8 protein-coding genes and 1 pseudogene are annotated in these 12,273 nt (G+C 62.8%); 2 read left to right on the forward strand and 7 right to left on the reverse strand.

Translation table 11 applies throughout. From position 1 onward, the window contains the following. Positions 1-34: 34 nt before the first annotated feature. The 6 genes and pseudogenes from AC245Y_RS27175 to AC245Y_RS27200 form a co-directional block, all read right to left on the reverse strand. Positions 35-1,219, reverse strand: a complete 1,185-nt coding sequence (locus AC245Y_RS27175) for a serpin family protein (RefSeq protein ID WP_017996882.1) — start codon at positions 1,217-1,219, stop codon at positions 35-37. Between the two features lie 13 nt (positions 1,220-1,232). Beyond that, positions 1,233-3,757 (reverse strand): annotated as a pseudogene (locus AC245Y_RS27180) (trypsin-like serine protease). Further along, entirely contained in the window at positions 3,754-5,370 is a 1,617-nt protein-coding gene (locus AC245Y_RS27185) for a caspase family protein (protein ID WP_017996880.1), read from the reverse strand. The pseudogene AC245Y_RS27180 and the gene AC245Y_RS27185 overlap by 4 nt, the downstream one beginning before the upstream one ends. Positions 5,371-5,393: 23 nt before the next feature. Continuing rightward, a complete protein-coding gene (locus AC245Y_RS27190; protein WP_017996879.1) occupies positions 5,394-7,352 on the reverse strand; it encodes a DUF4384 domain-containing protein in 1,959 nt (652 codons plus the stop codon). Positions 7,353-7,562: 210 nt separating this feature from the next. Beyond that, positions 7,563-7,940, reverse strand: a complete 378-nt coding sequence (locus AC245Y_RS27195) for a hypothetical protein (protein WP_012763616.1) — start codon at positions 7,938-7,940, stop codon at positions 7,563-7,565. A gap of 292 nt (positions 7,941-8,232) precedes the next feature. Continuing rightward, positions 8,233-8,823 (reverse strand): hypothetical protein, encoded by a 591-nt coding sequence (locus AC245Y_RS27200; protein ID WP_012763615.1) that lies wholly within the window; start codon positions 8,821-8,823, stop codon positions 8,233-8,235. Positions 8,824-9,083: 260 nt separating this feature from the next. On the opposite strand from AC245Y_RS27200, the gene AC245Y_RS27205 reads away from it, so the two are divergent. Continuing rightward, on the forward strand, positions 9,084-10,694 hold the full coding sequence (locus tag AC245Y_RS27205; RefSeq protein WP_012763614.1) for an NHL repeat-containing protein: 1,611 nt from the start codon (positions 9,084-9,086) through the stop codon (positions 10,692-10,694). A 12-nt stretch (positions 10,695-10,706) separates the two neighbouring features. Here AC245Y_RS27205 and AC245Y_RS27210 read toward each other — a convergent pair whose 3' ends face one another. Beyond that, positions 10,707-11,921: a methyltransferase family protein gene (locus tag AC245Y_RS27210; protein ID WP_017996876.1), complete on the reverse strand. Its 1,215-nt coding sequence runs from the start codon at positions 11,919-11,921 to the stop codon at positions 10,707-10,709. Between AC245Y_RS27210 and AC245Y_RS27215 the strand changes: the two genes are divergently transcribed. Beyond that, the gene (locus AC245Y_RS27215) at positions 11,913-12,263 is read left to right on the forward strand and encodes a hypothetical protein (protein WP_157628377.1); all 351 of its coding nucleotides are present in this window, start codon (positions 11,913-11,915) and stop codon (positions 12,261-12,263) included. The genes AC245Y_RS27210 and AC245Y_RS27215 overlap by 9 nt on opposite strands. Positions 12,264-12,273: the final 10 nt, after the last annotated feature.

Consider the following 12,273-nt stretch of genomic DNA (forward strand, 5'->3'; position numbering starts at 1 on the left):
CCCCCTGCATTCATTACATTCATGAAACCGAACTCTATTCGCCTGCCAGCAATGGATCGCCGATAAGGCCTGCGGCGAGCAGCAGGCCGGTCTTTGTATCGCGAAGCGCGAAGGCAAAACGGGCATCGGCCACGACGCGGACAAGCTTCGGATCGATGCTGCGTTCCGTGATAACAGCCGTGGCTGCCGCCGCCTCCGTGCCGTTTTCGTCAACCTTGATCATCGTCTTCTGAAGGACGCGCGACAAGCGGATGTTTTCTTTGGTGAAACCCGGGAAACCCGCATCCTTGGCCTTCTCGGGCGTCACGCCCATCGCATTGAGTATCGGCATCAAATCACGCCCGTCGTTCAGGGAAAAGCGGGGCAGGAAGATTTCGCCCTTGGCGGCTTCGAATTTTTCTCCCTGCAGCCAGGAAGTGAGCGTCTTCAGGTCCGCGCCGCCCACACCCTTGCCGGAGCGCGCCGCCACCACGACCATGCTGTAGCTCTCGCCGGCATAGGCAAGATCGACGGCAGTGAATTTCTCGTCGACGCGGAATTTCTGACCATCGCCGGCAAGATGCATCATCGGCACCGAAATCGTCGATCCATCCGGCCTCTGAAAGGGGCTTGCCGGGCTTTCCTTCTCGAAAGACGTCTTCCAGCGCGCCTTGAAGGAGAGCGCGCCAAGACTGACGAAGCCGCCGCCGGGTGGAGAGTCCAGGATGACAGGAATGGCGCCCCGCGTTGCCTGGCTTACCCAGCCGTTGATGTGCTCGACCGATTTCGGTCCGTCGAGATCCTCGATCGAGGGCTTGATCCGGTGGCCGGCGAGCATGGAAAGCGCATCGGGGACGAGCACCAGCTTGTCGTCGAAGACGATCGCGACCGCCGCAGTCAATGGCGCATCCGCAGCCGCCGGCTTCTCGGGGGTCATTGCGTCAAGCGCCGTCTCCGGTCCCTTGACCTCGCCACCGAAGCCGAGGCCCTTGGCGATCGAGGCTTTGCCCTCGTCGGAAGCGCCGAGGCTTGCAAGACCGAGTGCCGCGGCAAGGCTTGCCGGCGACACCATGATATTGGCAGCACCCTCCTTTGCCAGGGTGCGATCGATGAGTTCGGCGGCAAGCCCTGCTTGTGCTGCAAGCATCGCCTTGCTGTCACCGGAGTTGCCGGCATGAGCGGCCGGGGCAAGCGCCATCAGAAAAGCGGCAAGACCCGCTAACAGAGTGGATTTCGGCATGGTTCGCTCCTGTTCAGCGGATGCGATAGAATTTGGAATCGAACGACCATTTGCCTTGGGCGCCGGTTTCGTCGTCGCCGACGATCCTGAGGCTTCGGGCGAGATCATAGACATAGTTGAAGGCGGCGCGCTGGCCGACGAGCGGCGTCGGCACGTCGGGCAGGTCGAGCACTTCGATCGGCTTGTCGCTGAGGATGGCAACGACCATGCCGACGCCGGCCGGTCCCTCCACTACATATTCGAAGCCGGTATAGGGATTGCGCGCATCGGGCACGACGACCGGCCGGGCCGGATCGAGCCGGTTGTCGCCGCTTTTGGCTGATGGTTTCAGCCCCATCGAGCGCTTGTTAGGAAAAAGCTGTGTCAGCTTGCCGGAGGCATCGATATCGACCAGGATCAGGTAACCGGACTTCTTGGTGGAGACACGCATCGCCACCTTGTCGCCGATGCTGACCGCAGTGCCGGGCAGCACGTCGACGGCGACGCCCGCCTCATTGTCGCTCTTCAGCGTATTCTCGACGGCGGCGACCGCCGTCTTCGCCTCGTCGCCGGTGATGACATCCCGGCCGAGCGCATCCGGCTGGCCATAAAATTGCGGCACCGGCGTGAAGCGGCAATCTCCCGCATGCGTCCGGCAATATTCGTCGGATTTACGCCGGACATAATCGAGCAAAGCGGCATTGCTGACATTCGGCTTGTCGGCTGCGCGCGCCACGCCATCCTGCACGCCTTCGATGAAGCGGCGGGTGAAGACGCCAAGCGGTGGCTTGGCCTCGCTATCGACCAGCGCCCACTGCCCTGCGTTGACAGCCGACCAGACCATGGCGTTTTCGCCGCCGAAGGAGAATTTCGCTTCCTTGCCTGATTTGTTCGGCGGTTCGAGCCCTGCCAGCGCCGGGCCGAGGCAACGCACGGTGCCGGATGGTGCGGCCACCGCGCTGCGGCTGCCGGGCCCGACATGGCAGGCATCGATCAGCAGCGTGACGCGGCGATCCTTGAGGCTGTTCAGCCTTGCGGCGATCTCGGTTTCGCGGATCTGGTTGGTGACCGTCACCTTGCCGCCCTCGCGCACCAGCTTGGCATCGACGGCCACCAGCGTCGGGCTCGTCGTTTCCTCGGCGCCCATTTCTTCAGAGCCCTGGCCGCTGAAATAGAGGAAGACGCGGCTTCCGGGCGTCGACTGACGCACCAGCCAGTCGTCGATTTCGGCAAGGATCGCCTCGCGGGTCGCCTTGCGGTTGGTCAGCGTGTGGATCTGCTCCGGGCGGTAGGCGAGCGTCTTGGCGAGGAAGACCTGCATCGCTTTTACGTCAGTCGCAGAACCGGTCAGCTTCGCCTCGCGCATCTCGTAGTCGTCGATGCCGATCAACAGCGCGCGGTCACCGGGCTTGCTTTCGATCACCGGCGTCTGGACGACTGCTGGCCGCACGGCGGGTTCGTCGGCGACGGGCTTGTCAACTGGCGCGGTATCGTTGGCGGGCGCGTCTGGCGTTTCGGTCGTCCCAGCCGGCGCGGTATCGCCGGCGGGTGGGGTGGTGATGGCGAGGTTGGCCTCTTCCTGTCCGGACTTCCTGTGCTTCATCCCGCCACTGGTGGTGGTGGACGCGACCTGATCATTGGCAGCAGGCCCTTCAACATCAGGCACGTCGCCGTCGGTCTTGGCGGCGATCCAGTCGCGGAACGCGGCAACACGTGATAGACGCCGTAGTGCTCGGCCTCAGCGCAGCCGGCGCCCCAGCTGACGATACCGAGCTGGATCCAGCGCTTGTCAGGACGCTGGGCGACCAGCGGCCCGCCGCTGTCGCCCTGGCAGGCGTCCTTGCCGCCTTCGGCATAACCGGCGCAGACATTGCGCTCGTCGATCGGGTTCATGCGCATCGAACTGTCGCGATAGGCGGCGCGGCAGTCCTCGCGCGGGACGATCGGCAGTTCCACTTCCTGCAGCTCGGTCGGCAGGTATTTGTCGTCCCAGCCGTGATCGGCCTTGGTGTAGCCCCAGCCGGTGACGACGGCGGGGTGGCCGGCTGCCTCCACTTCGTCGTCCGAGGCCGAGGCAAGGATCGCCGGCTTCGATTTGGCGGGCTCGCTCAGCTTGATGAGGGCGATGTCGTTGGCGAAGACCTTGCGGTCGAAGTCCTCGTGAATGATCACGTCTTCCACGGCCAGTCCCGGCTTATCGGGCCCATCGACGGCGATCACCTTATCGATCTTCGATTTACCCTCGACGATCAGCAGGTCGCGGGCGAAGAGATCCTGCTTGCCGGAGCGGCCGCTGGTGACGCAATGGGCGGCCGTCAATATCCAGCGCGGCGAAATCAGCGAGCCGCCGCAATGGCCGCCGAAGCGGCCGCGCTGTTCGGGATCGGGCGCCAGGATTTTCACCTGCCAGGGCCATTCGCCCTTCTTGGCCGCCTGGCCGCCGATGACCCGCCCGCCATCCTCGCCGGCGAAATCAGTATCCTGCTGCGCCAGCACGGGAGTAGCCAGAAGCAGCATGACGGACGCAATATTGAGGAGCCTGCTGATCGACGTGCTCATAGCTTGGCTCCAGCGGAGGTATAGAGGACCGTAAATCCGACGCGCGCGCCCTCGGGCAGGAATTCGCCGAGGCGCTTGGCGATATTGCCGGCGGTGCGGCGCCTGTCGTTCTGCTTCAGGAACTCCAGAAGTTCGGGCATCGGCGTTTCAGAGGTAACGGCGACGAGCAGGTCCGTGCCGAATGGGGCGACGACGGACAGGTCGAGATCGAAGGTGGCAGACATCTCGGCATCGACCTCCTTCTCGCCCGGATACAGGAACTGTACGGTCCCATCGCCGGTGACGTCGAAGAGCACGAGCTTGCGGCCTGATAGATCCGAAACGGTGACGCCGACGCGTTCACCCTCACGATGGACGGTATCGGAAGGCATCACGCGCACGGTCTGCGGGTTGGTCTCGGAGAGCCGCTTCAGCGCATCGAGCGCGGCCATCCGGTCGACGACGAAAGGCATGTCGCCGGCGCCGATGGCGGAGGCGACGACATCGCCGCCGGCAATCGCCTCGTGTTTTGCGGGATCGAAGACAAGTTCGGCATCGGCACCTTCCGTCAGCTTGAACGGCGTGACGGCGGCGTCGATCCCCTGCAGCACCGGATCGGAGCCGAGGGCGGCAACGCTGATCGGTGCGGGCTCGGCGAGCAGCGGAGTGTTTGATTTCTCCGCCGCCGCCTGGGCCCCCGCCCCTTCGTAATGATAGACGACCGCGCGGTCGAGATCGGTTCCGGGCGGGCTTTCGGTAAAGATGTTCTGCCGCTGGTTGGTGAACTGGTAGACCGCCTGGCGCACATATTCGAACAGTTCGCGGCGGCTGACGGCGCCGTCGCCGTTGCGGTCGGCCGCCCCTTCGAAGGCGCGGGCGGTGGCATAGCTCAGCGCGCCGCGTTTTTGCGGAATGCCGGGAATTGATATCTCGGGCGACTTGGTGTTTTCGTCGACGGCGGCGAGAAAGGTCAGCCGCTTGAAATCGAAGCCGGTGGACAGCGCATCCGCCGTGGTCGAAATCGGCGCGAGGTCGTCCTCCTCGATCGTATAGGAAGGCGCCTGACGCCAGGTGATCTCGGCGCCGCGCGGATCGACGTCGCGGGTCATGCCGCCGGCATGGCAGGTATCGGCGATGAAGACGACATCGGCGCCTTTGGTCTCTAGATTGCGGATCAGCGCCTTGAATTCGTCGCCGAAGATGCGCTCGCGCGAACCCGGTAGCCGGGTGTCGAAGCCGGCAAGCACATAGACCTCGTCGCGGCCGCTCGGTTTGGAACCCTTGACTCGTTCCGGCTCGCTTGACCCGTGACCGGCGATGCCGAGCACGACGAGATCGCCAGGCCCTGCCCTTTCGGTCACGGCCTCGATCGCGTGGAAGATGCCCTCGCGGTCGGCAGCACCATTCTTCAAGAGCGTCATGTCCTCGACGCCGACCGAACGCAGCGAAAGCGAAAGATCCTCGGCATCGGCGACGGCCCCGTGCAGCGGCGGAACGTTGCGGTAGAGGTCGATGCCGATCAGCACGGCCCTGACTGCACCACGCTCGGGCGCCTCGATGACCCTTGCCAGGCTATCGGTGGCCGCCATGGTGAGGAGGGCAAGTGCTGCGGCCATGGAAACGAATGCGGTCATGGCCAAGCTCCTCCCCGCCTCAGCTACTCGCGGCGCCATTCGACGCGGCGGTTCAGCGCATCGACATCGTCTTCGGTGAGGTTTGCGGTTGCGGTGACGTCCACCGGCTCGGATGCACCGCGGCCTTCGGCGTCGATTGTCGCGTCGAGGCCATTGCTCTTCAGGAAGTCGGCGACGGCCTGGGCGCGGCGTTCGGAAAGCTTCTGATTATAGTCGTCACCGCCGCGCCGGTCGGTATGGCCGATGAGGATGATGCGGCCGGGCTTCTGCTCTTTCAGCGCCTCCAGCAGCTCCTCAGCAGCTTCGGTGCCGATCGAGGTGAAGCTCGACTTGTTGAAGTCGAAGGTGATCGGAACCGGAATGGAGACCGGCACGATGCCGCGCACATTCTCGGAATAGATGCCGCCGAGCACGCCGCTGCGGTGATCCTTCTCGGCCGGCACGAAACTGCCTTGCGGATTGTCGCTCGTCGGGTTGGCGGCAAGGATGCGGGCCTGGGCGGCGCGCTGGATGAGATCGGAGATCGTCTCGGCCGGTGGCGCCTTCGGCGTGCGGGTCTCGTTCTTGATGATCTCGATCGCCTGCTGGTAATCGGCGGCAGCATCGGCGAATCTGCGTGAGGAGAAATAGATTTCGCCGAGTGTGGCGGAGGCCTGCCAGAGCACCTGCGGGCTGTCGGCGGCGACAAGCAACGGCTCGTAATCGGCGACCGGCTGGTTGGCGGCCATCATCTCCTGGGCAGCCGAAAGCCTGAGGGCCGCGACGCGGCGCTGGGCATTCACCTGGAACTGGCCGCAATCGGCGCTGACGGCGATCGCATCAGCCTCAGACGCGGCAGCACTGATATCCTTGGCGGCAACGGCGGTGTTCAGCTTATCAAGAAGAGCCGTGCAAACAGGCGTATCGGCGTTTGCTACCTCGATCTCTTCCCCTGCCTGGCCAGGTTCGGCCGAACGGCCGAGGTTTAGCTGCGGCATCTTGATGCTGAAGCCGCCGGGAAGCTTGAATTGAGGCATCTTGATCTGTGGCATCGGCAGTTTCGGCATCTTCGTCTGGGACGTCTGGGCCGGCTGCTTATACTGCGTCGTCGGTTGCTTATATTGGGTCGGCTTGGTGGATGAAGTCGTATCGGCGGGCCCGATCAGCTCCAGTTCGTCGGCGGCAAGCTCCTGGCCGGGCGCCAGGTTGGTGACGATCTTGTATTTCTTCGGCGGCTGCTGTGCTGCCTGCTCGACGGGCTTCGGCGCGACCTTTTTCGGAGCTGCAGGCTTCGGTTTTTCCACCACCGTTTCCGGCTTCTTGGCGACTTCCTGTTTCGTCACCGGCTTTGGCTTCGGAGCGACTGCAGGTTTCGGCGCAACGGGCGGCTTTGCAGCCTGCTCGACTGGCGCGGGTTTTGCTGCGGGGGCGGCTGCGACGGGCGGGACAGCGGCCGGACTATCGACCGTCGTCAGCATCAGCGTCTTGCTGCTGATCTTGGTGCCGAGGCTTCGGGCCTCTTCAAGGCTTCGGGAGACGGCATCCATGCCGCCGTCAACCGAGCGGAACATGCCGCCGCCGCTGCCGCCGAGATCGGCGAAAATGTTCAGCGGCTTGGAGGAATAGAAGACTTTGATCTGCTCCTGACCGACCGGGCCTGAAACCTGCAGCTTGGCGCCGCTTGCCGGATCCGGCACCTGCACGCGCTTGCCGGCGCCGACAAGGGCGTCGGTCTGGTACTTGTTCGGGAAAAGCTTCACGACTGCGCCATTCGGCGAGACATTCAGCACCGTGACATAGGCGTTCTCGGTCGACTGGATGAAGAGGCCGACAACTTCGCCGATGGCGTATTTGGCTTCAGCGCGATCGAAGGTGACGCTGACAGGCCCGGTCTGCGCCGGCGCTTCGGTCAATGTGCGTTCGTTCTGCGCCTCGACGGCGGGAACCACCGAGAAGAACGAAAGAAAGGTGGCTGCTGCCAAGATGGCTTTGCGGTTCGGCATTGGAAAACCTCCTCTTCGAACATCTCACACTGTGTTGAAGATGAGAATAGCACTGACTGGCGAAATTGGGATGGCTTTGCCTGTCTTGCTTGAGGGAGGGTTACAAATTATTTGGAGCCGCCAAGAATCCGACAAGGCAAAGACGTGAGCAAGACTCACGCTCTGGCATAACCGGGGCCTGTTATAGTCCATTCAACTGCAGGGAGATGGTTAGTTCTTGGGTTTCTGCCCGGCTGATTTCAAAATCGAGATCAGGTCGCTCATTCCTTCGGGTGAGGAATTGTAGAGCCAAAGAATATCCGGATTGTCGACCGTGAATTCCTTGCCGGGGCCTGAGCCCATGTCGCGGCCGGGAGAGGTCGCATCGGGCAGCTTCGCCTCGCCGGGCGCCAGCCCCTTGGCGCGTTCTTGTTCGGCGATGATTGCAGCCGCCGCAGCAAAGGCCTTTTCGTCATGCTGGCGCAGCGCCGCAAGTGAGGGGTTCCGCGACGCAAGCGCGTCCTCGGCAGGGCCGGAATAGGCAAGCCGCGGCGTCTGCAGCGTCAGCAGAAGGCCGATCGACAAGGTTATGAGCCAGGATTTCGTCATCGTCGTCAAATCCGTCCTATTGGCGCCACTGCGCGACAAAAGCACGTCGCATTAAACTTGATTCATGCGACGTGCTTTCGCTCTTTGTTTTTTGCATGTCGTTCTCCCGGAACCGCTGCACCCTTCCGGGCGACATGCATAGGCGCCCCGAGAATAGGGAGAGGCCGAAAGGAAGGCAACGGCGCACAGTGCCAATCGATTGGGAGGGTTGAAATCGGCTGGCAGCGGCGCTTTCGCTCTTTGTTTTATGCATGTCGTTGACCTACCGCCGCACACTTCCGGGCGACATGCATCAGAGGATCTTCAATTGCTGCAAGCCGAGGCGCAGATCGCGCAGCATCTCGCCGAAGATCTCCTCGATCATTCCGGTCGACCAGACGACCATGGTGCCGTAGGGCGAGCGCTTGCGCTGCATGAAGCCTGCCGTTTCGAAATCGATCAACGTCTTGCGGCAGGTCTCGCTCGACATCACCGCAACAAGGAAACGGGCGAGATTGGACTGGTCGATCGCGCCTGATTTGTCAGCCCAGTTCTGGATCAGCCGCGGCTTGGTGTCGGCGGTGAACATCGAGGCGAGCGCACGATCCTGTGAAAGCCCCAGACGCTGCAGCTTGGCCGGATCGCGGGTCAGCGAAACCACGTAATCATTGTGCAGATCGGCGAAGCGCTCGATGTCCTCGGCGGTGCTGATGCCGAAGACCTTCATCGAATAGAGGAACTCGGCCATCAGGTAGGTCGGCTCCGAGCGCAGTTGCGCCAGATGCTTGTCGTCCTTGCTGGCTGAGGCAGCGCAGACGCGGTCTGAGAAATCTATCCTCGCCGCGCGAACCTGCTCCAGCAAGCTTATATCGAGCGCCAGTTCGTCACCGTTCCATTCCAGCATAAGCATTCCCTGCCGACGAATCTTCGAGACGATGATCTTGTACTATCGCCCGCGCAGATCTCCAAATCGTTTGGAAAGCAACGGCTTGCTGAGAAGTCATATCTAGCCTACCATTTTTGAAAAGCGTGACGGTAACAGTGCATGATGCCGAAAAGTGTGATCGGTTTTCGGACGACATCATGCACTAACCTTAATTGAGAACAGGATTCAGATTTTTAGCCGGATCGGACTAAAATCATCCTGTTCTGGGGGTCGAGGCAATGCGTAGTTTTGGGTCGCATATTTTGTTTGCCGCGGCACTTGCGGTCGCCTCGCCGGTTTTTGCCAAAGACACGACGATCATCGAGCTTCGCGGCGGCGACGGCGCGCGTTCGGTCGGCATCATTTCTTCCAACGAGGAAGCGGAGGCATCCGGGCCGGCGGCGATCACCGTCGGTGACGACGGCACCATTTACATCCTCGACCAGAACAACGGCCGCGTGCTCGCCGTCGACGCCGAACGCTCGCAGGCCGAGCCTGCGGTCCTGCCGCTGCCGGAAAATGCCACGGCGGAGGATCTCGCCGTCGTTCACAACGAACTCTACCTCTGGTCCGACGGCGTCGTGCCGCTCGAGCGCTCCACCGATGCCGACGGCCGGTCGCAGACGCTGCGCGCCGTCGACGGCGGCGCTGATGCCGACGACTACACCCGCTCGGTCTTCGCCTCAATGGGCTCGGTATCACCGGGGCCACTGAACAGCATCATCGACGAGATCGGTCGCAGCACCAGCCGGCCCGAGGCCCGCCCGCCGGTCATTCAATACGTGCCGAGCCGCGGGCTCGGCGATATCGTCGCCGAGGTCTCGGCTGCTGCAAACGACAAGGCGGAGATCCTGCTGCGGCGCAGCAGCTCGGAGGAGAATTTCCTCTCGCTGCAACTCGCCTCGGAAGGGCGGATCGGCACCGTCGAACTTCTCGACATCGACACGACAGGCAGGCCTTATGCGCTGGTCGAGCTCGTACCCGCCGACCGGCCCGAGCGCACCGGCATGCTGGTGGTGCGATTCACGCCGAACGGCGCGATGGACCGGGTCTACGACCTGCCGATCGAACCGGGTACGGTATTCTCCAGACGCTTCGTGGCGATCGGTCCGCGCGGTGACGTGCTCTATCTCCGCTCGCAGGAAAGCCGGGCGCAGGTGCTGCGGCTCGACGGCCGGGAGCCCGGCCGCAAGCTTGCCGTCGCTCGGCCCACCAAGCAGCCGGCTGCCGGCAAGCCCGGCAAGACGCCGAAGGTGGCGATCGTGCCGAAATCGCGCAGCGACGTCATCGAGCGGGCAATCGGCTTCGAGACGATGAACTGGCTGGTGACACCAACCGCCTATGGCAGGGATCCGGGACCGGGCTGCGTCAACATGAACCGGCTGCGCCGCCCGATCTACCTGATCGGCAAACGCGGCCAGACGGTCAAAGGTGTTCCCTACTGCTGGGGCTGCAAGACGCCGCTCGAGAATTTCATCGGCGGCGTGGAAAAGGGCCAGACCGCCGGCAACGTCTGCACCAAGAGCGCGCCGCAATCCAACATCCTCGGCGTCGATTGCTCCGGTTTCGTCAGCGACGCCTGGGGCCTGAAGATGCACGTCTCGACGCGCGCCATCCCCGGGATCACCAAGCGCCTCTCCGACCCCTGGTCAATGCGGCCGGGCGATGCACTGAACAAGCCGGGCTCGCATGTGCTGCTGTTCATGCGCTTCACCGCCGACAAGAAGGTGGAGGTAATGGAGGCCTCGCCGAATGCCTGCAAGGGTCGCGTCTGCCGCAATACCTATTCGCTCGGCAGCCTGTTGATGCGCGGCTACCAGCCGGTGCGCTTTAAGGGGCTCGATGGCTGAACGGCGGGAAACTCACGCCGCTGGTCTTGATGTCAGCCGCCGCTTCGCCATCGCCAGAAGTCCATGCGCCGCGACGCTGTCGGCATAGTCCCGATAGGCGGGGTCCCGGCTTAACATGCGTTCTTCGGCGCGGGCGCGCAGCAGGTAGATAAGACTGACGATCGCCAGCATGCCGGCCCGGGCAAGTCCTTCCGTAAGGCCGCTGGCGAGGAAGCCTGGGATCGCAACCAGCCACCAGGCGATGTTCTTCGAGACATAAGCCGGATGCTTCATGAAGCGATAGGGGCCTGATGTGATGATGCCGCGATGCGTGAGGTTTGAAAATCGCGGCCCGAAAGCGACGGTCGCCCAGACATAGATGAGGGTGCAGAACAGCGTCGCGACGCTCCAGAGGATAAAGACGGCCGAACCTTCCTGGATCACGGTCTCCCAGCCCGGCCCCTCGCCATAGGGCACGAAAGCATGCGAGATCGCAGGGAAGAACGGCTCGTAACAGATGAGACAGACGAGCCAGCCGAGTGCCGTCGTCTCCGTTGCCCTGACATGCCATCCGAAGAGCTTGAAAGTCGCGACATAGCCGCCGGCGGCAAGCACGATGTCGACAAGAAAGGCAAGCTGCAACAGGCCTTCGAACCAGGCCGCCGAAAGCGGCGGAAACGTCCACGCCGGCTTCTCGGCAAGATTGGAAAGAGCCGCCATGCCGCCCGAAAACATCAGGACGAGAAAGAAGCACTTGATCGCGAGCAGGCGCAATGCAAACAGCACGTCCTGCTCGCGAAAATCCTGCATCAACACCGCACGCCCGACCTGGTTGAGATAATCGTCGGGCTCCTCCGCGACCAGATCGGTGACCGCGACGTAAAGAATGGTGGCACCGGCAAGTGCGATGGAAATGGGGATAGTGGTCTGCCCAGCCTCGATGATCCATCGGACGGCCGACGACTGTGTGAAAAACGGAAAGACCGAACAGGCGATGACGACCACGCCAAGCAGCGCGGCGAGGCCGACAAGCTTGGTCCCTATGCGACGCCAGAAGATGGCGGGACCCTCGTCTCGTCTCTTTCGCGATGCCCAGGCCGAACGAGCAGCGGATGTGCCGTCGATGGCGATCCACGCCAGGAGAAGGCAGCATACAGCAAGGGTCATCGCCAAGCCGGACTCAAGCCGGAGATATGTGGAAAGTGCGATGCCGGTAACTGCTCCGATGAACGTCGCAGCTTGGATCATGAAGGACCCTGTCTTTACCAGGAAGGACCGCCGCTCGAAGAGTTGCCGGAGCTCGACGACCCGCTAGAGCTTGAACCACCGCCCATGCCGCCGCCAGAGCCACCGCCGCCTGAATTTCCACTGGAACTGTTCTCTGAGCGGGCGAAAGCCGGTTGTGCGGCCACTTTTCTAACCGTGGGCGTGGTTTTCCTGGTCGGCGTGGCGCTCCTGGCCGCCGGCTCTTCGCTGGCAAACAGCGTCCTGGCGCCAGGATCGAAGATGCAGCTCTGCAGGATTGCGCCGGAACCTGTGATGAATGTCGAGCACAATAGGATGCGGATGATTAGCTTGCTTTTCATGTAGGGCGCCCCCG

Source organism: Rhizobium sp. SRDI943, from assembly GCF_057653695.1.

Bases quoted from the DNA above. Each gene is read 5' to 3' on its own strand.
- AC245Y_RS27210 (WP_017996876.1), bottom strand. From the start codon at position 11,921: ATGATCCAAGCTGCGACGTTCATCGGAGCAGTTACCGGCATCGCACTT.
- AC245Y_RS27175 (WP_017996882.1), bottom strand. From the start codon at position 1,219: ATGCCGAAATCCACTCTGTTAGCGGGTCTTGCCGCTTTTCTGATGGCG.
- AC245Y_RS27200 (WP_012763615.1), bottom strand. From the start codon at position 8,823: ATGCTGGAATGGAACGGTGACGAACTGGCGCTCGATATAAGCTTGCTG.
- AC245Y_RS27195 (WP_012763616.1), bottom strand. From the start codon at position 7,940: ATGACGAAATCCTGGCTCATAACCTTGTCGATCGGCCTTCTGCTGACG.
- AC245Y_RS27190 (WP_017996879.1), bottom strand. From the start codon at position 7,352: ATGCCGAACCGCAAAGCCATCTTGGCAGCAGCCACCTTTCTTTCGTTC.
- AC245Y_RS27185 (WP_017996880.1), bottom strand. From the start codon at position 5,370: ATGACCGCATTCGTTTCCATGGCCGCAGCACTTGCCCTCCTCACCATG.
- AC245Y_RS27205 (WP_012763614.1), top strand. From the start codon at position 9,084: ATGCGTAGTTTTGGGTCGCATATTTTGTTTGCCGCGGCACTTGCGGTC.